General features: G+C 39.0%; 25 protein-coding genes. 3 read left to right on the top strand and 22 right to left on the bottom strand.

Translation table 11 applies throughout. From position 1 onward, the window contains the following. The 19 genes from ACIQZI_RS05295 to ACIQZI_RS05205 all read right to left on the bottom strand — a co-directional run bounded on the left by ACIQZI_RS05295 (position 1) and on the right by ACIQZI_RS05205 (position 14,774). The gene (locus ACIQZI_RS05295; protein ID WP_028391730.1) at positions 1 to 231 is read right to left on the bottom strand and encodes an exodeoxyribonuclease VII small subunit; all 231 of its coding nucleotides are present in this window, start codon (positions 229 to 231) and stop codon (positions 1 to 3) included. After that, the gene (xseA, locus tag ACIQZI_RS05290; RefSeq protein WP_403072056.1) at positions 224 to 1,579 is read right to left on the bottom strand and encodes an exodeoxyribonuclease VII large subunit; all 1,356 of its coding nucleotides are present in this window, start codon (positions 1,577 to 1,579) and stop codon (positions 224 to 226) included. Before xseA ends, ACIQZI_RS05295 begins: the two co-directional genes overlap by 8 nt. Positions 1,580 to 2,055: 476 nt before the next feature. Further along, the gene (gene folD / locus ACIQZI_RS05285) at positions 2,056 to 2,919 is read right to left on the bottom strand and encodes a bifunctional methylenetetrahydrofolate dehydrogenase/methenyltetrahydrofolate cyclohydrolase FolD (RefSeq protein WP_062178158.1); all 864 of its coding nucleotides are present in this window, start codon (positions 2,917 to 2,919) and stop codon (positions 2,056 to 2,058) included. A gap of 113 nt (positions 2,920 to 3,032) precedes the next feature. Next, positions 3,033 to 3,425 carry a transcription antitermination factor NusB gene (gene nusB / locus ACIQZI_RS05280; RefSeq protein WP_062178155.1) on the bottom strand — a complete coding sequence of 131 codons (393 nt, stop codon included), beginning with the start codon at positions 3,423 to 3,425 and terminating at the stop codon, positions 3,033 to 3,035. 453 nt (positions 3,426 to 3,878) lie between these two features. Then, entirely contained in the window at positions 3,879 to 4,292 is a 414-nt protein-coding gene (locus ACIQZI_RS05275) for an Asp23/Gls24 family envelope stress response protein (protein WP_062178152.1), read from the bottom strand. 27 nt (positions 4,293 to 4,319) lie between these two features. Beyond that, positions 4,320 to 5,672 (bottom strand): acetyl-CoA carboxylase biotin carboxylase subunit, encoded by a 1,353-nt coding sequence (accC, locus tag ACIQZI_RS05270; protein ID WP_062178149.1) that lies wholly within the window; start codon positions 5,670 to 5,672, stop codon positions 4,320 to 4,322. Positions 5,673 to 5,685: 13 nt separating this feature from the next. After that, positions 5,686 to 6,177: an acetyl-CoA carboxylase biotin carboxyl carrier protein gene (gene accB / locus ACIQZI_RS05265; protein WP_403070210.1), complete on the bottom strand. Its 492-nt coding sequence runs from the start codon at positions 6,175 to 6,177 to the stop codon at positions 5,686 to 5,688. 410 nt (positions 6,178 to 6,587) lie between these two features. Further along, a complete protein-coding gene (locus tag ACIQZI_RS05260) occupies positions 6,588 to 7,163 on the bottom strand; it encodes a SpoIIIAH-like family protein (RefSeq protein WP_403070207.1) in 576 nt (191 codons plus the stop codon). 14 nt (positions 7,164 to 7,177) lie between these two features. Then, positions 7,178 to 7,837 carry a stage III sporulation protein AG gene (gene spoIIIAG / locus ACIQZI_RS05255; RefSeq protein ID WP_403070204.1) on the bottom strand — a complete coding sequence of 220 codons (660 nt, stop codon included), beginning with the start codon at positions 7,835 to 7,837 and terminating at the stop codon, positions 7,178 to 7,180. A gap of 4 nt (positions 7,838 to 7,841) precedes the next feature. Next, the gene (gene spoIIIAF, locus ACIQZI_RS05250) at positions 7,842 to 8,453 is read right to left on the bottom strand and encodes a stage III sporulation protein AF (protein WP_403070201.1); all 612 of its coding nucleotides are present in this window, start codon (positions 8,451 to 8,453) and stop codon (positions 7,842 to 7,844) included. A 12-nt stretch (positions 8,454 to 8,465) separates the two neighbouring features. Then, positions 8,466 to 9,659 carry a stage III sporulation protein AE gene (gene spoIIIAE, locus ACIQZI_RS05245; RefSeq protein ID WP_403070198.1) on the bottom strand — a complete coding sequence of 398 codons (1,194 nt, stop codon included), beginning with the start codon at positions 9,657 to 9,659 and terminating at the stop codon, positions 8,466 to 8,468. Between the two features lie 35 nt (positions 9,660 to 9,694). Continuing rightward, positions 9,695 to 10,084: a stage III sporulation protein AD gene (gene spoIIIAD / locus ACIQZI_RS05240; RefSeq protein ID WP_157279403.1), complete on the bottom strand. Its 390-nt coding sequence runs from the start codon at positions 10,082 to 10,084 to the stop codon at positions 9,695 to 9,697. Positions 10,085 to 10,096: 12 nt separating this feature from the next. Further along, on the bottom strand, positions 10,097 to 10,300 hold the full coding sequence (gene spoIIIAC, locus ACIQZI_RS05235) for a stage III sporulation protein AC (RefSeq protein ID WP_028391742.1): 204 nt from the start codon (positions 10,298 to 10,300) through the stop codon (positions 10,097 to 10,099). Between the two features lie 19 nt (positions 10,301 to 10,319). Continuing rightward, the gene (spoIIIAB, locus tag ACIQZI_RS05230) at positions 10,320 to 10,835 is read right to left on the bottom strand and encodes a stage III sporulation protein SpoIIIAB (RefSeq protein ID WP_403070194.1); all 516 of its coding nucleotides are present in this window, start codon (positions 10,833 to 10,835) and stop codon (positions 10,320 to 10,322) included. Beyond that, on the bottom strand, positions 10,828 to 11,757 hold the full coding sequence (gene spoIIIAA / locus ACIQZI_RS05225) for a stage III sporulation protein AA (RefSeq protein WP_403070191.1): 930 nt from the start codon (positions 11,755 to 11,757) through the stop codon (positions 10,828 to 10,830). The genes spoIIIAB and spoIIIAA overlap by 8 nt, the downstream gene beginning before the upstream one ends. Before the next feature lie 275 nt (positions 11,758 to 12,032). After that, entirely contained in the window at positions 12,033 to 12,590 is a 558-nt protein-coding gene (gene efp / locus ACIQZI_RS05220; protein WP_403070188.1) for an elongation factor P, read from the bottom strand. A gap of 18 nt (positions 12,591 to 12,608) precedes the next feature. After that, a complete protein-coding gene (locus ACIQZI_RS05215) occupies positions 12,609 to 13,670 on the bottom strand; it encodes a M24 family metallopeptidase (RefSeq protein WP_062178116.1) in 1,062 nt (353 codons plus the stop codon). A gap of 58 nt (positions 13,671 to 13,728) precedes the next feature. Continuing rightward, positions 13,729 to 14,166 carry a type II 3-dehydroquinate dehydratase gene (aroQ, locus tag ACIQZI_RS05210; protein ID WP_403070184.1) on the bottom strand — a complete coding sequence of 146 codons (438 nt, stop codon included), beginning with the start codon at positions 14,164 to 14,166 and terminating at the stop codon, positions 13,729 to 13,731. Between the two features lie 92 nt (positions 14,167 to 14,258). Then, a complete protein-coding gene (locus ACIQZI_RS05205; RefSeq protein WP_062178110.1) occupies positions 14,259 to 14,774 on the bottom strand; it encodes a YqhR family membrane protein in 516 nt (171 codons plus the stop codon). A 454-nt stretch (positions 14,775 to 15,228) separates the two neighbouring features. On the opposite strand from ACIQZI_RS05205, the gene ACIQZI_RS05200 reads away from it, so the two are divergent. Continuing rightward, positions 15,229 to 16,179 (top strand): DUF1385 domain-containing protein, encoded by a 951-nt coding sequence (locus tag ACIQZI_RS05200; RefSeq protein WP_403070181.1) that lies wholly within the window; start codon positions 15,229 to 15,231, stop codon positions 16,177 to 16,179. A gap of 97 nt (positions 16,180 to 16,276) precedes the next feature. Further along, entirely contained in the window at positions 16,277 to 16,642 is a 366-nt protein-coding gene (locus tag ACIQZI_RS05195) for an SA1362 family protein (protein ID WP_403070178.1), read from the top strand. A 337-nt stretch (positions 16,643 to 16,979) separates the two neighbouring features. Here the strand turns inward: ACIQZI_RS05195 and ACIQZI_RS05190 are convergent, their stop codons facing one another. Continuing rightward, entirely contained in the window at positions 16,980 to 17,861 is an 882-nt protein-coding gene (locus ACIQZI_RS05190; protein WP_403070175.1) for a patatin-like phospholipase family protein, read from the bottom strand. Positions 17,862 to 18,053: 192 nt separating this feature from the next. After that, positions 18,054 to 19,298, bottom strand: a complete 1,245-nt coding sequence (locus ACIQZI_RS05185) for an MFS transporter (protein ID WP_403070172.1) — start codon at positions 19,296 to 19,298, stop codon at positions 18,054 to 18,056. Positions 19,299 to 19,686: 388 nt separating this feature from the next. On the opposite strand from ACIQZI_RS05185, the gene ACIQZI_RS05180 reads away from it, so the two are divergent. Continuing rightward, positions 19,687 to 21,282, top strand: a complete 1,596-nt coding sequence (locus tag ACIQZI_RS05180; RefSeq protein ID WP_403070169.1) for a glycosyltransferase family 2 protein — start codon at positions 19,687 to 19,689, stop codon at positions 21,280 to 21,282. Positions 21,283 to 21,587: 305 nt separating this feature from the next. On the opposite strand, the gene ACIQZI_RS05175 is transcribed toward ACIQZI_RS05180, so the two are convergent. Then, on the bottom strand, positions 21,588 to 22,424 hold the full coding sequence (locus ACIQZI_RS05175) for a lipoate--protein ligase family protein (protein ID WP_403070166.1): 837 nt from the start codon (positions 22,422 to 22,424) through the stop codon (positions 21,588 to 21,590). Between the last annotated feature and the right edge of the window lie 24 nt (positions 22,425 to 22,448).

Below are 22,448 nucleotides of genomic sequence, written 5' to 3'. Positions count from 1 at the left end.
CTATTCCTCCTCTACTGCGAATTCTTCAAGTTCGCCATCTTCCCTAAGTATTTGCGTCAATTGTTCTTCAACAGATTTCAATTTTGTATGACAAAGTCTAGATAGGTCCATTCCTTTTTTATAGATGGAGATTGCTTCTTCAAGAGGTACGTCGCCTTCTTCTAATTTCTCAACAACTTGTTCAAGTTCTTCCATTGCCTGCTCAAAAGTCAACTCTTTTTCTTTACTCATTATCTTTTCGCTCCTCTATTTTTTCTACTTTACAATGCAAGGTTCCGTCGGTTATCTTCACATCGATATGATCTCCGACCACTACTTGTGATCTGCTTTTAACAAGTGTTTCTTCTTCTGTAAAAATCAGACCATAGCCCCGTTCCATAATTTTAAGCGGACTTAAGGCAGATAATGTTGTAGTAACTGAGACAAATCTTTGGGTGTGCCCTTTTAAAACTGTTTGCATAAGCCGATTCAACATTTTTTCGCTATTGGTTAACCGATCCGCTGCAATCGCTAACTGTTGGTTTGGATGCTGTTTTATTAATTGGGCTAATGTATTTTCGAGCATCTCGTTTTTCTTTTGAAAATATTTGGTGCTCTCGCGTTTTAATCGTTCCGACGCCCGGTCCAATTGTTCGACTTTTTGCTCGTACATTTTTTTAGGATAACGAAAAGCATAAGATTTTGCCAGTCGCGACAGCTTTGTTTGTTCAACATTCACTTGTTCATGAATCGTCCTTGTCAGCCTATTCTTTTGGTTCCAGAGCCGTTCGTAAATTTCTTGAAGATGTGGAACGGCCATTTCAGCAGCTCCAGTTGGTGTTGGTGCACGCAAGTCTGCTACAAAATCCGCAATCGTAAAATCCGTTTCGTGTCCAACAGCCGAAATAATCGGAATATCAGAGTCATAAATCGATTCTGCGACAATTTCTTCATTAAACGCCCAGAGCTCTTCAATGGAGCCTCCTCCCCTCCCGACAATAAGAACTTCAACCTCTTTACGTGAATTCGCTTCGGAAATCGCTTTAGCGACTGATTTAGGTGCATTCGTTCCTTGAACAAGCGCCGGGTATATGATGATTTTAGCAATTGGATATCTTCTTTTAATCGTAGTCAAAATATCCCGCAAAGCAGCCCCAGTTGGTGAAGTAATAACACCGACTGCATGAGGGTATTTCGGAAGTGGTTGCTTATGTTGAGAAGAAAATAATCCTGCCGTTTCGAGTTTCTTCTTCAGCTGCTCATAGGCTAAATATAAATCACCTACTCCATCAGGTGACATGCTCTTGACATACAACTGGTATTGCCCGCTTTGTTCGAATACAGAAATATCGCCTCTCACCAAGATTTTCATCCCATTTTCCGGAATAAACTTCATATTCTTATTATGGGCAGAAAACATCACTGCAAGTATTCTTGCTTTCTCATCCTTAATCGTAAAATACATATGTCCGCTTGAATGCTGCTTAAAATTCGATATTTCTCCTTTTATGTATACATTTTGTAAATGAGGATCCGCATCAAATTTACGCTTAATATATTTCGTCACAGCCGAAACACTTAAATATCTTTGCTCTTCCATCATTTTCTCCTTATCTAAAAAAGTGCACGCGCTCTGTTATGTTTTTTTGCCGTTCATGCCCTCTACTTACTATTTTTAGCGCTTACCCTCGGAATTAATTATCCTATACTTTTATTATAAAACAAAAAAGCTATCATTTGCCATTATAGAACAAGTGACAGCTTCTTCATAAAGTGAAACTTCCATTAGCCAAAGTTTTGCGCTAATGGTTAGTCCCGTTCTACTGTCGCTAATATCTCCGCTTACGCTTCGATAAAAGCGACACTACGAACCCGATTAGTTCAACTAAACCTCCGCTTACGCATCGGTAAGTTTCACTATATCTCACCAATCGGGGTTTTACAGGCTGTTTATCACTAGCTAGCTATTTTACTCTCGTGTAAGAATGAGTGTAGGGATATTACAGCCTGTTAAACCGGGATATTAGTGAAATTTCCATCAGTGGGATGGTTTTCACCACTGATGGAAATTGCTATTTATGCATCTTGTAGGGTAATCGATTTCTTAGCTGATTTAACAGTGTTTTCCAAAAGCATAGCAATCGTCATTGGACCAACGCCTTTTGGAACCGGGGTAATATATGAGGCAACTTCTCTTACTTCGTTAAAAGAAACGTCGCCACATAGCTTGCCTTCTTCATTCCGATTCATACCAACATCAATAACAACTGCACCCTCCTTAACATGAGCAGCCGTGATGGTATCTCTCTTACCGACAGCAACGACCAGTATATCAGCTTGCTTTGTATGATAGGCAAGATCTTTCGTTTTTGAATGGCAATACGTAACCGTCGCACTTTTATTCAGAAACAATTGACCTGCCGGCTTGCCGACGATATTGCTTCTTCCTACAACAACGACATGCTTACCTGCAATTTCACAGCCGATATGCTCAAGCATCACCATAACTCCATATGGTGTGCAAGGCAAAAACGCATCCTGACCAGTCATCATTCGTCCGATGTTAATAGGATGGAACCCATCGACATCCTTTTCAGGTGAAATGGCTTCAATGATATCCTTTTCTTGGATATGAGCTGGAAGAGGTAGTTGTACTAAAATTCCATGAACGGTATCATCATGATTCAACTCATCAATTTTAGTAAGTAATTCTTGTTGGGACAATGTCGCTGGACATTCAACTAAAACAGAATGTATGCCAATTTCGGCACAAGCTTTTTGCTTATTCGCTACATACGTTTTCGAAGCTTGATTATCACCAACAAGTATAACTGCAAGACCTGGAATTGTTCCTTTACTACGAAGCTGGTCCACTTCCTCACGAAGCGTATTTCTTACAGATTGAGCAATTTCTTTTCCATCAATAATTTTCCCTGACACATTCATCACCCTCCAAAGTTAGCTTAAGAAATCGACTGTCTTAAGGTGAGAATGATTTTAGCCGCTTGACCCGAAAATAAATAGTCTTCCCTAGCATGTATGCGATGCACTGGTTATTTATTAAGCTGAGTTTTAACTTTTGACAGAACTGCATTTACAAAGCGGCTTGATTGATCATCACCGAAGACTTTTGCGATTTCAATTGCTTCATCCATAGCAACATTGACTGGAACCTGATCACTGTAAATCATTTCGTACACAGCGATGCGAAGCAAGTTCCGATCAATATTTGCCAATCGTTCAATCTTCCAATTGTCGAGATTAGCACAAATTGTTTCATCAATCTCTTCTTTGTTTTCTTGTGTTCCTTTTACTAACATTTCAAGATATTCATCACTCGGACGTCCGTCCAAAACACTATTTAGAGCATCTTGAATTTCTCCCTTACCAATCTCAAGTTGGTATATGGCCTGTAAGGCTTTTTCACGGGCAGTTCTTCTTTTCATAAAATTGACTCCTTTTATATCGACTATTATATATGAAAATCGCAGCACATACGAACATTAATTAACTAAATCACCATAATTATTAAGTTTTATCTTCAAAAAGAAATGAATCTAACCTTTATGGTGGAACTTGTGCTAATTTTTATCATAAAAAATCACATATGTAACACTCTAACAGAAAATAAGATTGAGTTAAAGTGAAACTTCCCTCAGTGGTGGGTTTCCACTGAGGGTTAGTTGAACCAATAGGGCATTTACGGACAGTTTACTCACTTCAAGTTCTTCTCATTTCTTTACACTAAAACTAGTTTGCAGACGCTACTGTCCGTTAATGCGGGGTAAAGTGAAACTTCTATTCTTTGTATGTCTCAACTTTTAAAGATTTAAACTCATTCGTGTAAAAAGAGTTTTTTTCACGAAAAAACCCGGCTAAATGCCGGGCTCTCTTTATCCTTACATTTCTTGCTCAATTTCACTTTCTTGTTTTGATGCAGTTTCAAATTGAATACCGACAACATGAATATTCACTTCGGAAGTTTCGAGGGCTGTCATGTTCAGTAGAGCTTGACGAATATTATCTTGAACTTCCTGTGCGATCTTTGGAATGGATACGCCAAACTTCATGACACAATATAAGTCTACCTTAATGCCATCGTCTGCAAGATCTACCTTGACACCTTTTCCGTGGCTTTTCTTCCCAAGCATTTCGACAACACCCGTGGTGAAGTTCCCGCGCATATGCGCAACACCTTCAACCTCACTAGCGGCAATACCAGCAATGACTTCAATAACATCAGGAGAAATTTCCACTTTACCTAATCCATTGTAGGTATCGTTCACTTCAAGCATTTGTTCCATTTCACTCATTTTCAAAGCACCTCCTGTATTTTTCCATTATGAATCCATTACCTCATATAATTCAAGGAATTTTGTGTTAAACTCTCCAGAAACAAATTGTTCGTGTTGCATAAGCTTGCTGTGGAAAGGAATGGTTGTGTGAATTCCTTCTATCACAAATTCCTCTAACGCACGTCTCATCTTGTCAACGGCCTCAGCGCGTGTAGGAGCATGAACAATTAACTTCGCGATCATTGAATCATAATATGGTGGAATTACATATCCTGGGTACGCAGCAGAATCAATGCGTACGCCATTTCCGCCTGGCGGAAGATACATTTGAATCTTCCCAGCAGAAGGCATAAAATTCTTTTCAGGATTTTCAGCATTAATCCGGCATTCGATTGCCCAGCCGTTAAATTGCACATCTTCTTGAGATAATGACAATTTCTCCCCTGATGCTACTAGAATTTGTTCTTTGATTAAATCAACACCAGTTACCATTTCTGTCACCGGATGTTCCACCTGAATTCTAGTATTCATTTCCATAAAATAGAAATTACGGTTTTTGTAATCATAAATGAACTCAACCGTACCTGCTCCGGAGTAATTGACGGCAAGAGCCGCTTTTACTGCCGCTGTTCCCATTTCCTCGCGCATCTCTGAGTCAACCGCAGGAGATGGAGTTTCTTCTACTAGCTTTTGGAGACGTCTTTGGATCGAACAGTCTCGTTCACCAAAGTGAATGGCATTGCCATGTGTATCTCCCATCACCTGGATTTCAACATGTCGGAAATCTTCAATAAATTTTTCAATATATACGCCAGAATTTCCGAATGCTGTTAACGCTTCTTGCTGGGTAATTCTGATCCCATTCAATAAATCTTCTTCTGTTCTAGCAACTCGAATCCCTTTTCCGCCACCACCTGCTGTCGCTTTAATGATGACTGGATACCCAATTTTTTCAGCAAGGGCAATCGCTTCATCCGAGTCTTTAATAATTCCTGTAGATCCCGGCACGATTGGTACGCCCGCTATTCGCATCGTTTCCCTCGCTACATCCTTCGTCCCCATTTTCGAAATAGCTTCAGGGGATGGTCCGATGAAGATGACATTACACTCTCGGCAAAGCTCTGCAAAATTAGCATTTTCCGCTAAGAATCCATAACCAGGGTGAATAGCGTCACAGCCCGTTTTCTTTGCAATGCTAATAATATTCGTAACGTTTAAATAGCTATCCTTTGAAGCTGTCGGGCCAATGCAGTATGATTCGTCTGCAAGCTGGACATGAAGAGCTTCACGGTCTGCTTCTGAGAACACTGAAACGGTTTCGATTCCCATTTCCTTGCATGCCCGAATAATCCGAACAGCAATTTCTCCTCGATTTGCAATTAATACTTTTTCAATCATTGAAAACAGCTCCTTATTCCGGCTTTACTAAAAATAACGGTTGACCGTATTCCACTAATTGGCCGTCTTGGACAAGAATTTCGACGATCTCACCGCTCACTTCCGCTTCGATTTCATTAAAGAGCTTCATTGCTTCAACGATACATACAATTGAGTCATTTCCTACTTTTGATCCAATTTTCACATATGGCCCTTCTTCTGGTGATGGCGAAGCATAAAATGATCCAACCATCGGTGATGTAATTTTATGTAAATTTTCTTGATTGCTTGCTTGTGTGTCAGTTACACGTTCAGCTTGTTTTGGTGCTTCTTGTGCAACCTCTGCCGCTTGAATAGCTGCAACAGATTGGACAGCAGGTGCAGCTTGATAAACAACTGGTGTAGCTTGTTCCTGTGTAGTCTTTTTCAATTTAATTTTCGTTCCTTCTTGTTCAAAAACAAATTCATTAATGCTAGATTGATCGACCAATTTAATAATCTCTCGAATTTCTTGTACCTTCAACATCTTGGCACCCCTTGTCTTATTTTATTGTAATAGTTAAGTTTTTTGAATGATTATAAAGTGAAACTTCAATCCGTGGGGGGCTTACTGCCCGGTAATGCGGGATAAAAAGCAAAGACTTCTGAAATAAATATCCAAATACCTACCGGATTAGCCCACGCTTTCCATTGCTGTATCAAAAAAATCATTATGACCAACTACTAATATCATACGATAATTCGTAGTGTGAATTCAATAAATGTTTTAGTGATACTTACGACTTTTCTTTTGGCGTTCTTCTATCTTACATCTTATCACAATAAATGTGAAATTTTTCTCATTATAAAGAAAGCGCTTTATCATTGATTACCCTTGATTTTGTTGGTTAACATATAAGAAAAAGAGGGGGTCCGATTAAAGACTCCCTCTTTCCACTATTTCCCTTCATTTAATTTAAATTCAACCGCCACATCTTCTACATCATCGATTTCGGTGTTTACGATCTCCATGATGTCTGCCACTTCTAACGCTGTCAATTTTTCGTCTGTTTTAACTGTGACGTCCACTTTGCTTCCATCAATGCGTACTAAAGCTGCCGGGTAATTCAGCTGCATAATTTCATATTCTAACACTTGTTCTGTCGTTGCTGTTTCACTAATTTTATTATTAGCTTCGACAGCCTGATTTTTTTCTTCAGCTGAAAGACTTGTGTCCCCCATTTTATTTGTGAGATCTTCTCTTATTTTACTTCGCTCATCTTGAATATTAAGACGTAATGCCTCGAACTCATCATCTGATGAAGAGATGGCGACTTTTGGCACTTCCTTGTCAGAAACTTTAGCCGTTTCCGCTTTTGGTTTTGTTGTTTCAGTACTCTGTTTGTCCTTTTCTTCCTGTGAAATTGCTACATTAGATCCATTCTGATCTGGACCAGTCAAATAATACACCGAAAGTACAACGACCAAACTTAACATAGTTAACAGCCAAACAGTTTGTTTTTTTAATAGCATGGTAAGAATCCCCCTTATTTTTTAGGCATAACCGAAACTCGGTGGCTCGGTACATCCAATGCTCTTGTAACAGCTTCAATGATCCATTTCTTAATTTGGATATTTTCAGCACCTTTGGCAACGACGAGCACTCCGCTTACGTTCGGTTTCTTCGTCTCGACAACGATTGGCCCCTCTTTATCGCCGCTTTTGAGAATAACAAGCTGTTCGTCAATAGATGTGTCATCGACCTCTCGCTTACCACCTTCCTGGTCCGTCTCCACAGTCTCTTGTTTTTGCGTTACTTTATTTTTTTCAAACACTTTTTTCTCAGAAGCATCGACATAGATCACAACTTTAACATCTGAAACACCCGCTATTGATTCAAGTGCTCCTTTCATTTCATTCTGCAAGTATTTTTCGTAGTCGTTTACAGAAGGAAACTGATTTTCAGCCTTTCCAAACGTCTCTACCTCTTTACTTTGGGAGTTTGTTTGATTAAATGTTGTAACAGCATCATTTTTCGACTCTTTATTTGTAAGCAAGCTACTCACCATCATGATGCCGACTCCTAATAAAAGAACAGTCAATACATAGGCATACTTAGAAGGTTTCTTCTCTTTATTTTCCTCTTCACCGTTCGTTTGCTTAAAAAGGTTTTTCAGCCATGATAACGGGCCTTTATCATTTTTCAATTTGTTAGCCACCCCTTTCTCCGGCAAATTCGATGATTTCTTCGTCTACCGCCCACTTTGCAGCAAGGAACCCTCTAATATGTTCCAAGTCGCTGGACGATTTCTGCGATGATTGTTTCGTGTCTATGTCTACTTTAGCAACCACTTCAACCGATGCTGTCTGATCTTTTGTCTGCTGCAAGACGATTGAAATTTTTTGTAAATCATCCGGAAGGCTAGGCTGATCTTTGTTTTTTACTTCGAGATTCAATGACTGAATTTCCATTTTATATTGATCCATCAACTCCTCTTCCACCCCTGTCCTCATATCGACAGCCATTTGTTTTAAAATATATGCATCCTGTACGGCTTGTATTTCTTTTTTCTTCAATTCTGTTAAATTTTCTACCTGATGATTTGTTTTTTCATCAATTGAACTCGTTGCAATCTTCAATAGATCATCAAAGTCTGATTGAAATAGCTTTAGAATCGGCGAGATAATCACAGCAATCAGCAGTAAACCGATAACCATCTTTGCATACTTTTGCATGGCCGAATTCGGAAGTAGCATATCAATGACAGTCGCAAGGAGGACAAACACGATAATATTTGTAACCCAGCTCGTAATAAATTCCATAGATTCCCCTCCCTACCGAACCATCAAAGTAATATTACCAGCAGCAATGATAACGGTAACGCTGAGGAAAAACATCATCGATACAATCGCAAGTGCTGCAAAAATATAAATCATGCTTTTACTAATAATATCCAAACATTTAATAACAGGACCTCCGCCAAGCGGTTGTAATAATGCTGCTGCTAATTTATAAATAAAAGAAAGCATTAATATCTTTAATGCTGGAAATGTGATGATGAAGAGCAATATAATAACGCCTGCCATGCCAACTGTATTTTTCAAGAGCACTGACGCATTAATAACCGTGTCAGCCGCATCTGTGAACATCCTACCGATAACCGGAATAAAGTTGCCTGTCACGAATTTCGCTGTCCGAATGCTCACGCCATCTGCAACGGCCGTCGTAACGCCTTGTACGGAAATAACGCCAAGAAAGATAGTCATAAAAGCGCCTAGTAGACCAATTGCCCAATTTCGCAATAACTGTGCAAGTTGTGTTACTTTGTATTGTTCGGTCATCGTACTGACTACACTTAAAACAGCAGATAGGTAAAGCAGCGGTAATACAACATATTGAATTAATACACCGCTTGAATTCATTAAAAATAGAAGAATGGGATGGAAAAATCCTGCTGATAGTACCCCGCCAGAACTAGCAATCAAAGCAAGGAGTAACGGCAGCAGTGCCATTAGAAAGGCAATCATCGTATCAATCGTTTCTTGGGTATATTGAATGGCTACATGAAAGCTATTCAGCGCAAGGATAATTAACACTAAATAGACAATGGAATAGGCTACCTTGCTAATCGTGCTTTGTTCAAACGCATTTTGGAGTGTTTGTAAAAACATGCTGAATACGGTTAACAAGATGAGCGATCCGAGCAGCTTACCATTCACTAGAAGCTCATGAAAAACAAATTTTCCAATCCCTTTCATCCATTCTGAAAAGGAAAATTTCTTCTCACCGCTGACAAAATCCATAAAACTCCCTTTTTGACTTTCCGGCAAAAAACCACCATATTCCGTGACAATACTATCCCAAAATCCCTGCAGCTCTTCGACACCGAGCCGATCCATCTGAGCTTGTACCAAATCGGATTGAAGAACATCCATTTCCTGACTAGTTTCTGAGGCAAGTACCGCATCACTATGCATAAAAAAGAGAGCGATTAACAAGAAGGAAAAGTAGAACGTTCGCTGCTTCATAGATTCACCTCATAATTGCCGCAGGTGTCTACCTGTCAGCTCGGTATCAATTGAATGATTGTTTCGATGATGACTGTCAAAATCGGGATAGCCATGGCTAGAATTAGAATTTTTCCGCTGAGCTCAATCTTTGAAGCGATTGAACCAAGGCCGGCATCTTTTGTAATCTGGGCAGCAAATTCAGCGATATAGGCGATCCCGATAATTTTTAAAATAGTTTCTAAATACACCATATTGACATTTGCATTTACGGCGAGCTTCTCGAGCATTGTAATTATTTCGTATATTTTGTCAACGAGAACGAGAAAAATGGCACAGCCAGTAAAAACAACTAGTAAAAAGGCAAAATTCGGTTTTTGTTCTTTTACAATAAGTGCTAAAAAAGTGGCGATAAGTGAGATCCCGACAATTTTTAAGATTTCAATGGCCGATCCCTCCTACTGGAAAAGAAACACAGATTTAATTTTTTGAAATAAATTTTCAACGATGCTGGCCACCATAAACAAAATATAGATAAAACCAAAAAGAGTAACCCACTGCGCATACTCCTTTTTTCCGACTTGATCCAAAATGGTATGGAGAAATGCAACAACTATGCCAACACCTGCAATTTTAAATATGATATCTACATCTAAGCCCATTTAAGGCCCTCCATTCCTGCTACAACAGCAAAATGATTATCAACACACCCGATAAAAAGCCGAAGCTCTTCATCATCTTTTCATACTTATTTTGACGGTCTGTGGCATCACTTTCTTCTCTTTCCAAATGAATCATGGCCAATTGAATCTGTTTCTGCTGAGAAAGACGATCATGCTGACCAAGCGTCTCACCGAATTGGACAAGTATTTCGTATTCACCTTGCTTAAGGGCAAGTTGTTTCCATACTCGTTTTAAACTCGTTTCCCAAGCAGTCTTTACTGTCGTTTCACCACCTGACAGCTTGTCAGCAAAGCTTTCAAAAAAATGGGATAGAGGCTTTGGCAATTGCTTAGAAAGTTTAAAAGCAGCTTCCGTTAACGGTGTTTGTCCATACATGATTTCCGCTTCCAGAGACTGAAGCGCTGACTTAAGCTGTCGTAATTCTCTTGGTCTTTGTCTTAACACACGGGCTAATTCAAACCCGACCCAGGTTGTAGCAAATACGATGAGCGCTGCACCAATGAACTTAATCATTCTTTGACACTTCCAATGTCGGGACAGCATTTCCTGTCTCATCAAGGACCTTACAGCCCCAGCCAGATTTATCTCTTCTATTTAATTCGATATAGCGTTCAAATATGTGTTGATTAAGGATTTGTGCCATATACGGACGTTTTTTTAAATCAGCCAATGTTCGTCCATGTGCAGTGATCACGAGCTTAATTCCTGCATTAACCGCCTCCAACACCGCAGCCGTATCCTCAGGGCGACCGATTTCGTCAACGATTAACACATCTGGCGACATGGAACGAATGAGCATCATCATTCCTTCAACCTTTGGACATCCGTCAAGCACGTCCACCCGCGGCCCAAAATCAAGCTGGGGCACCCCCCGAACTGACCCGGCGATTTCAGAACGCTCGTCAACGATACCGACTTTCTTAGGTGGGATATGTCTGCTTTCACATCCAGTTGAAATAATTCTTGCTATATCACGTAAAAGCGTCGTCTTTCCTGTTTGAGGCGCACCGATGATGATCGTATGATGCCATTCGTCAGTGTATAGACTTGGAATCAATTTCTCTGCCGTCCCAATTTTCTGTCTCGCAATTCGAATATTAAAGGACGACACATCTCTGATCGCTTTTACCGCTCCATTTTCAAGAATAACCTTACCTGCAAGTCCAATTCGATGACCACCACTTACTGTGATATACCCTCGTTTTAATTCCTCTTCTAAAGCATATAAAGAAAATTTGCTAATATGATGAAGCAGCTGCTTAGCGTCTTCATCATGAACCAAATATGGTAAAAAGGTTGGTCTACCTTCGATAATCACTTCAAGAGGTCGTCCAATTCGAATCCGTAGTTCTTCAACTTTATTTGCCATTGACAGTGGAATTTTCCTAAATTGCTCCTCCAATTTCTTCGGCAATAGAGTATACACCGTATCCATGCCCGAAACCTCCTATTTACAGCTAATCATTTGTTAAAATGTATGTTTGATTCATGAATTTATGACAAGAATAGGAGATAACTCTTATTAACTTACGCCACACTTTTAAAAAAATTAAAAAGATATTCCATGAAGTGAAACTTCAATCAGTGGGGGTTTTACTGCCCGTTAATACGGGATAACAAAAAGGGTCAGACCCCGCGACACAATATACAGTTCAATGAACTGTGTATTGTGTGCGTGGTCTGACCCTTTTAAGACACCCACATTAAGCCTTATGCACGAGATACATAAGATCCTTCAGTTGTATTAATAATTAACTTGTCGCCTTGGTTAATGAAAAATGGCACTTGTACAGTTAGACCCGTTTCAAGTGTAGCTGATTTCGTTCCACCAGAAGATGTATCACCTTTAATTCCTGGTTCTGTTTCCGCTACTTCAAGCGTTACGTTTTTTGGAAGCTCAACACCAAGCGTTTCTGTTCCAAAAGTCATAACATGTACTTCCATGTTTTCTGTTAAGTATTTAAGCTCGTATTGGATATTTGTTTCTGGAAGCTCAATTTGTTCATACGATTCGTTGTCCATGAAAACATGAACATCTCCACTTGCATAAAGATATTGCATTTTACGGTTTTCAATATGTGCTTTTGCTACTTTTTCACCAGCACGGAATGTTTTTTCTTGAACAGCTCCAGAACGAAGATTACGAAGCTTAGAGCGAACAAATGCAGCGCCCTTACCTGGTTTAACGTGTTGGAATTCCATAACTTGCCAAATGCCATTATCTACTTCAATGGTTAAACCTGTTTTAAAATCATTAACTGAGATCATTTTTTTCCTCCTGCTTGCTTATAAAATAATTAATTCTTTTGTTGAATGTGTTAATGCTTCATTACCTTCCACTGTAATGATCGTATCATCTTCAATACGAACACCGCCTAAACCAGGCACATATATTCCCGGCTCACAAGTTACAACCATTCCTGGTTCAAGAATTGTTTCGGATTTGAGAGAAAGCGCAGGACCTTCATGCACTTCAAGCCCAATGCCGTGTCCCGTTGAATGGCCAAAATACTCACCAAAGCCTTTCTCAGCTATGAGGTTTCGAGTAAGGGCATCCGCTTCTTTTCCAGACATGCCTGGTTTAATTCCAGCCATACCCCGTAACTGTGCTTCTAAAACAATATCATAGATTTTTTTTAGCTCTGCAGCTGGTTCTCCAACTGCAAGTGTGCGCGTAATATCTGATACATACCCGTTATAATAAGCACCGTAATCAAGCGTGACAAAATCACCGTTTTCAATGATTTTATCTGTTGCAACACCATGTGGCAGAGCCGATCTTTTCCCAGAAGCCACGATGATATCAAAGGATGAAGAAGTGGCACCTTGTTTTCTCATAAAGAATTCAAGTTCATTTGAAACGTCCAGCTCGGATATCCCAGGACGAATAAATTCAACAATATGTGTAAATGCAGCATCTGCAATCGCAGCAGCATCCTTTAATATATTAATCTCTGAAGAAGTCTTTATCAAGCGTAAATTCTCGATCATCCCTGATACAGGTACAAGTTGGGCATTTACTAAAGCTTCATATGCTTTAAATGTCGCAAATGTCATATGGTCTTGCTCGAAACCAAGTTGTTTAATCCCCATCTTCTTCGCTTGATTAGCCACTTCCTCGATGATCGTCCCTTTGTGCTGAACAACCTCGTACCCAGTCGCTTGATTACCTGCTTGCTCCACATAGCGGAAGTCTGTAATAAATTTCGCTTCATTTGCTGATATCAAAGCAAGACCTGCGGTTCCGGTAAAATTCGTCATATGGCGCAGATTGTATGTACTCGTAATTAAAAAGCCATCCACGCCTTTTTTAGCCAATTGTGAGCGGAATCTCTCTAGTTTCTCCATAACTATCTCTCCTTTATCCTGCTTTAATGGACAGTAAGCCCCCCACTGAGGGAAAGTTTCACTTTATTATCGTTTCGATGGCTCTTAAGGCAAGTAGATAGCCTTTGACACCTAAACCGACAATTTGTCCAGCTGTGACTGGGGCTGTTACAGAAACATGACGGAAACTTTCCCGTGCATGGATATTAGATATATGTACTTCGATAACTGGAACATCAATTCCTGCTATTGCATCACGAATTGCATAGCTATAATGTGTAAATGCTCCAGGATTGATAATAATCCCTGCAAAACCGGCATCCTCTGCCCAGTGTAGTTTATCGATAATATCCCCTTCATGATTAGACTGATAACAGCTTAGTTCAAGCTTCAACTCATCAGCCAAGTCTGCAACACTCTTCTCCACATCACGTAATGTCACTTTTCCATAATGCTTAGGTTCCCGTTTCCCCAGCCTATTTAGATTAGGCCCATTTATTAACAAAATTTTCCCCATGTCCCACTCCCCCCTTAACTCCAGCTACCTTTTAGTGCTCACCATCAATATTCTATCATAATTGCGAATTATCTTACTACCTTTTACAAATTTCAGCTCGTCTCCTCCTCAGATTTATCCCTATTTAACGCCCTTTGTAGTTCCCCATATTCATAAGAAATTGAATACCCTACAAATACCCCATATAAGATAAATAAACATATACTTGTAATCCCTGTATCTGCTGTCATTTTTGAAAAAGAAGGCAGGTCAGGAAAGATCGGTTGAAGGATCAGGATAAAAATAAGCCATAAAAGAGCTCCGTACACAATCCCAGCAGAAATATGATTCACTTTACGAAAAAGGGCATAGTACAGGTACGCAAAAACAATGGATACAATACTATAAATAATGAGAGTCACCACTGCCCCAAGCCAAGTATGAATCCAAGCAGCATTTGACCAAGATGTAAAAATAAACTTTGGACTAACATCCATAAAATGAAAAAAAGCAGCAACAAGTCCGACCGCACACCAAAGGAAACCTCCATATACGCCAATAACAAAAACATCCCTTAAGATTGATTCATGGTATACGACGCCGTTCACTTGTTTCGGTCTATTCGACATACACATAACACCTCCGTTACTAGTATGTCCCATAAGCGATGGAATCATTTCCGCATTTTTAATTCGCAGGCTCAAAATGGATTTTTTCCATCTGGTGTATATCAGCCTATGCGTGAAGGTCTCATAATTGGACTTGGATTGGAAATGACCGATTTTAGCAGAGATTTGTTGTTAAGCGCCCATTCAATGCCACCGTTATTTTTCAGGGTATTGACCAAGCATTTTTTTCTTTCATTATAAGCACGTCGTTATTGCAAAAAACTGGTTAGTTTTGTATGATTAAGAGAACATCAAAATGCGTGGAGTTTCTTCTTAGAAGGATGTTTGATCTTATCAATCAATAACAGGTTTATTTACCATATTACTTCATAAATAGAGCGACCTGTTCATACATGAATAAGAGAGTAACACTAGATGAAAAACCAGTAAATATAAGGATAAGTTGGTGTCTACAATGTCTGATACAAAAAAACCTGCATATGGCGGGCAGGCCGTTGTTGAAGGGGTTATGTTTGGCGGCAAACATCATACCGTAACAGCCGTACGCCGGAAAGATTCAACCATTGACTACTATCACCTGCCGCGACAAAGCAAGCCCCTCCTGCAACGTTTAAAAAAAATTCCGTTTCTGCGCGGTATTGTGGCGATTATTGACTCGAGCGCTACCGGATCTAAACACTTAAATTTTTCAACCGAGCAATTTGAAGAAGATGCACCAGAAGAACCCGGAAAAGTAAATGAGTCAAAAAAGGAATCTAAGCTTGCAATGTGGCTAGGTGTCGCTGCCATCGGAATCATCTCCTTTCTGTTTGGTAAGTTTATTTTCACGCTAGTTCCCATGTTTTTAGCTGAGCTAACTCGACCGATTTTCCAAAGTCATACTTCCCAAATTTTAGTGGAAGGAGCTTTCAAACTACTTCTATTACTTGTCTATATTTATTTTGTATCCTTAACGCCGCTGATCAAGAGAGTATTTCAGTATCACGGTGCAGAGCACAAAGTGATCAACTGCTTCGAAAGTGGTAAGCCTCTAAGTGTTGAAAACGTTCAAGCTTCTTCTCGGCTTCATTACCGTTGTGGCAGTAGCTTCATTCTTTTCACAGTCGTTGTTGGCATCTTTGTTTATATGTTTGTACCAACTGAACCGCTTTGGTCAAGAGTCGTCAGTCGAATTGCCTTAATTCCAGTCGTCCTCGGAATATCTTTCGAAGTTCTTCAGCTTACGAATAAATTAAGAGATGTACCTGTGCTTCGTTATTTAGGGTACCCTGGATTATGGTTGCAATTGCTGACAACGAAAGAGCCTGATGACACACAAGTTGAAGTGGCACTTGCTTCCTTTAACGAGTTGATGAAATTGGAAAGTCGTACTGAACAAGATTTAAAAAACGAAGATATCGTGTAAAGTTTAAGAGAATATCCCATGTCAGGAAAATTAATTTTCCTTCGGGCGTTTAAAATGACTTAGATTTGCTCATGATGCTCTTAAGGAGGTGTCTTTGTTGAATCGTTCATTGTCTTATATAATTTACGGAATCATCGCCTTGGGAATTTTCGGGTTATTTGCCAAAGTCGTAAATGATCCAGTTGGTTTTTTGCGAAATATCATCGTCATGATCGTTATTGCTTGCGCTATCTTTTTCATATATCGCATGATTACACAAGACAAACATGGGAATGCCGGGCAAAGAGCTTTTAAGAAAGCTGCCAGAAAGACAAAGAAAAGAACAAAGAGTAAAAGCAATATCACTAGTTTTTCAAAAGCTGCAAACTCAACAAAGAAAAATCGAATCAGAAAGAAATCTGATATCCATTTGACCGTGATTGAAGGTAAAAAAAATAAAAAGAAAAATCGGGCGCATTTTTAAGCAGTCCGATTTTTTCTTTTTCTATAGATAAGGTGCGGGCTTCGCAAAATCAGCTCCGCACCGCCCTTCATAGTGATTCAATTTGAAAATCCGAACCTTTTTTATCGTTTTAGTTGGGAAAGATGCTCTTTGAGTTTTATAGAGGATGTTCAAATAGTCCGGTAAAAATGCTTGCGCATTGCTTCAAAGCTCATAAATGACCTTTCTGTTAAACCGCGCACGTCCTGTGCACAACACAGAAGTCAGCACATCCTATGCAAGTCCGACCCTCTCGAGATACGCTCCTCGAACTTCTCGGCTCTTTTTATCCTCCTTTTTGAACACACATTATAGAGAATTAATACGTCCAGTTTTTTAAAAAAGTCTCTGCACACTTTCTCCCTCGCTCAACTAACATCTCTTTATTGTCTTCCGTTAAATGAAAATCAGTAGCCGATATCCCCGTCATCGGAATAAACAAGATATTTTGGGCTACTTTTTTCGATATATATCGAGAATCGTGTGCATCTCTCATTGTTTTAAAAAGTGCTGCAAACATTTCCACAGCGTTATTGATTTCATCTACTTTTTTGCCAAGCCCATCCCCTCTTAGATTCATTCCGATAACTGGACGCGTTTTCTTACCTTCTTCAGTTTCAAATAGCCACATCGGAAAATTACTTAAAATCCCGCCATCTACAAATAAACTGCTCGACTGACGCCATTTTAATTTAACTGGCTCAAAAAAATAAGGAATGCTACAACTCATCCTCACAGCTTTTGCAACTGGAAATTCAAGTGGATTTACGCCATACTTATCAAGATCATCTGGCAATACCGCTAACTGTCCATTCGTAATATCACTTACAATAATCCGTAATGATTGATATGGAATATCGCCAAACGTAACAATGCCGCGCTTAGCAAGCTTAGCTGCAATCCATTTTTCAAGTGCATCCCCTTTAAATAATCCCATTTTCCGATACAGCATCAGCCATTTCACAAATGGAATAGGTAAGATTCTCCGTGGATCCAATAGCTCTTCAATATTCGTTTCATTCAAAATTTCTTTCATTTCCTCACCCGTATACCCAGCTATCAGTAAAGCCGCAATGATTGACCCTGCACTCGTTCCTGCAGATCGTTTAAAGACAAACCCTTGTTCTTCCATCACCTGAACGGCTCCAACTAAAGCAAACCCCTTAATTCCACCACCGGAAAATACCCCATCAATAATCATTGAAGTCCTCCCCCATCATCCGGTCTTGTTACATTTTTAATCCGGAGCTGAGGATTTTATTACTGTTTCTTTTGATTAAATGATGGATTTGTACATCCGACTTACAATAAAACGAACATACATTCCGATAATTAAAAAATAAAGGCTATCTCACAACGAAAGGATTAGATTCTTTTTCAGGAAACCTCGCTTTTATACTGGCGAAGGTCCTATTTCTTTCTCTGGTTTACTCTTGATAAACTTAAATACTAAAAAAAGAATGCAAATACTTAAGACCCCTGTAACAATATACGTCATGTTCAAATAATTCTTCATAAGCAATGACATCACCGGGGGGCCAGCCGCAACTCCGATAAAGCGAGCGGAGCTATAGAACGACGAGATCGTTCCTCGCTCATCTTTCGCAATATTTTCGGTAATCATCGCATCCAGTGCTGGAAGAATCGCTCCGATTGCTCCCCCTAAGACACTTGTGATAACGAGAAGCAAGAATAGTTTTTCATGTATATAGCCTACAAAAACGACGCTAATAGCTAAGAGAAATAGACTAACCATTACGATTTTCCGCATCATAGCAATATTCCCTTTGATTGCTCTTCCTGTCACAAATGAGGATATACAAAGTAGAGAAAGTGGAATCGCTAACACGAAGCCTTTTCGCACACCTTTTATGTGATGAATTTTTTCTAGATTTTCTGAAAGAAAGAATAAGACACCGAATAAAACGAGCATAACAAACGCACCAATGATAAAAATGGTACATAGCCATTTCCCTTCAATTTTAAAGGTTTGCTTTGTCTTTCGCATAAACTCTTTAAATTTTCTTGGCTCTTTTTTCTCCTTTGGACTCTTAATAAAGAAAAAAACGAGCACAATCGAAATGAAGCTAAAAAAGGAAATAGAGAAAAAAGGCAGAAACCACAGAAAAACTGCAAATAGTGAGCCTAATATCGGACTTAGTACTTTTCCGAATGTGTTTGAGGTTTCAATGATTCCTAAACAGGAGCTAGTTTTTTCATCATCTGCTTGATATAAATCCCCTACTAAAGGCAGCACAATCGGCATGGCGCCTGATGCACCGATTCCTTGAAGGATCCGGCCGATAATGATCACCATATATGGATTCTCCAATTTCCATGAAGCAAAACCAGCAATCAGCCCGCCAATCAACGCTAAAATCAAACTTGGCACTATCACTTTTTTTCGGCCGATTTTATCAGACAAATAACCGGCAACTGGAATAAGAAAAATCGACGCAACTGAATAACTTGTAATAATCATGCTCGATTGAAACGAAGTAATTCCTACCTTTTCCTCAAAAACGGGCAGCACCGGAATGAGCATTGAGTTTCCTAATGTCATCACAAGCGGAATCGATGCCATACTAACAATACACCAAGTGCTAACTTTATGATCACTGAACTCCTGGTTTTCCATCAATTAAAGACACCTCTTCTAAGCAAACAATACTTCTATTCTGTCCGAAATCTCAGAAGAGTCTCATGGGAAAAAGAAACAAAATAAAAAACCTGCTTAAGAAGTTCCATTGTTAGATCATAAAAAGACAAATTATCTGACAGATTATATCGAAAACTGATTCCTGAATGAATTCAGAGTGAACCTTATTTAAACTAGTAACATGTCGCCTAGCTATGCACAGCTGGTTCTCCTTTAGTAAATCGCCTAACATAATTAAAATATTTTTGTACAAAGACTTGATTACTTTTGTCAAAGTTTGTAAAACTGATGAATGAGTCCAATATCAAAATAAGAAATGATTCATACTCTATATTATTATTCAGTGGATGTGGAGGAAATAGTAAAAATGGGGAATGCTAATAAAAAAACAAATAAGAATATATTCATACACAATGAGGTAGTAAAAAAGCAAACGCTTGGAAACACAAGGCTAATAAAAAAACAACAGGTTGCATATAAGCCGTTAGGATATAGACAAATAGTTGATAACAAGCAGTTAGTAAAAAGACAACAAGTTGAAATCGAGACGCTAGAAAATAATCAGCAGATTGAGATCGAGCCACTAGATAATAGCCAGCAAACTGAGATCGAGCCACTAGATAATAGCCAGCAAGCTGAGATCGAGCCACTAGATAATAGCCAGCAAGTTGAGATCGAGCCACTAGATAATAGCCAGCAAGCTGAGATCGAGCCACTAGATAATAGCCAGCAAACTGAGAACTACGAATTAATTGTCAAAAATAAAGAACTGAATAACATAAAAGTAAGTATTATTATGCCTTCATTTAATAAATATGAATATGTTTCATTGTCGCTTTATTGCTTGTTAAAACAAACCTTTGATTTCTCTGAATTCGAGGTAATCTTAATAGACGATTGTTCCAATGACCAAACGGCTAGAATTCCTAAAGAATTCGATCCTCCCTTTAAATTTAAATATGTTCGACCTTTCATAAATCAAGGTAGATCGCGTGCCCGTAACTTAGGGATCAAACTTTCAGAGGGAGAAGTCATTATCTTCCTCGACGGAGAAATGCTAACAGAACCTGATTTCGTTGAAAATCATTATAAACACCACGTACATGATAAAAATGTAGTAGTAACTGGTGCCATGCACTATCGGGGGATCTATACTTTTTTAACTTCTAGCTTCAATAGGCAGCAATGGGAACATATTGATGACTTTGTTCCACGCGATCCTTATTTTATTTTTCCCTATAAGGAATATAAAAAAAATCATCACACTTCCAACATGTCATTCCCTCTTATCACAAAAAAAGACATTGATGAAAATCGCTTTAAAAATTTATCCTTTCCAAACTGGTATTTTACTCAGGTGCTAACGAATGGATTAAATCAATTTGGGATGGATTTAAGTGATTATACACTACCTTATATTGCCTTTCTAACAGGTGATGTATCAGTCAGCAAAGAACAGCTTGATAAAGTTGGGTATTTTGATGAATCATTTCTTGGTTATGGGGCAGAGGATTGGGAACTTGGCTATCGTTTTTATAAAGATGGTGCTCGCTTCATAATTGATCCTTCAACATTTTGCTATCATCAGGAGCACCCGACATCTTCAAATAATTTTCCTGAGGCAATGGGTAATTTATATAAATTCATGGAAAAATTCCCTAACTTTGATGTGCTAGCATTAGCATTAGAACATAAGCCCCTTAATTTCGTCCAAATTCATTATGTGGTCTCACAATATAATGAATTATGTGAAAAACACCCGCAAAAATATAGAGAATTTAAAGAAACCTACCAGAAGATGCTATTTAAGATAGTCGAAAACTTGAAAAATAGTAAACCACTAACAAAATTCCATGTGAGCGACAGTATGTTGTCACTAAGACTTACGGAACAATTAAATGAAATAAAAGCACAGCATTGGTACGCTCTTGCCGATTCTTTCGAAGAACTTTATAGTCAATAATGAGAATCTAAAAAAGCTCAACACCTGAGAGTTAGAACAGATTTGGATCAAATAAGTAAGCCCTTGTTCACGTACAACTGATAATAAATAATGAGAGACCAAAAGGGTCAGACTACGCACTCTATACACAGTTCATAGTGGTACTTACGTTTAATGTGAACTGTATATTGTGGTTGCGGGAGCTGACCTTTTGTTATAGGAAACCCACATTATCAATGTGAATCCTATGGAGAAGTCATTGATTGAAAACATTGCAAGTGAACCGATGAAAAACCATAGGCCATTTTTTAATCCGATGTTTCATCTTATCTCATAAAGTTCCATTCATCTGCTTCATATTTATCTTGCGCTAAGTTAGTTACTTCTTTTTCTTGGTCTTTTGTCAGGATGAGAGGCTCAAGATTAATATTCAAACCAGTAGCAAACCCTTTGTGAAAAGCATCCTTTGCCTCATCTAAGCTTATTTTTCTTGTGTGTAAGTCATTGATGGCAACAGCTTTACTTTTAAAGCTTTTCATCATCCGTTCCTTCACTCGTTCATTCGGAAAATTAAAAAGACTAAACAGTTTCTCATCATCCATATCGAGCAAGATCGATCCGTGCTGCAAGATGACTCCCTTTTGTCTCGTCTGGGCACTTCCCGCTACTTTCCTGCCTTCAACGACAAGCTCATACCAGCTTGGCGCATCAAAGCAAACTGAAGTTCTAGGTTCCTTCAATGCTGCTTTTTCCTTTTCAGTAGACGGTACAGCAAAATAGGCATCTAGCCCAAGATTTCTGAAACCCATTAGAATCCCTTCTGAGATTACTCGATATGCTTCTGTCACATTTTTGGGCATGTCTGGATATTCTTCGTTCACAATTACACTATATGTAAGTTCATGTTCGTGTAAAACAGCCCTGCCCCCTGTAGGTCTGCGTATAAAGCCTAATCCTTGTCTCTTTACCTCTGCTATGTTTATTTCTTTTTCCGCTCTTTGGAAATAGCCGATCGATAAAGTTGCCGGATTCCAACCGTAAAACCTTACGACTGGTGGAATCTCCCCATTACTATGCCAATTCAACAACGCTTCATCCAATGCCATATTAAACGCTGGTGTGCTGTTTCCTGAATCAATAAATGCCCACGTTTGCTTTCCCATAAAATCCTCCCATAGTACATCTGT

The organism is Peribacillus sp. NPDC096379, assembly GCF_044762875.1.
Classification (GTDB): Bacteria; Bacillota; Bacilli; order Bacillales; family DSM-1321; genus Peribacillus.
The sequence above is the reverse complement of the archived record's forward strand: the minus strand, read 5'-3'. Positions and strand labels throughout refer to the sequence as shown.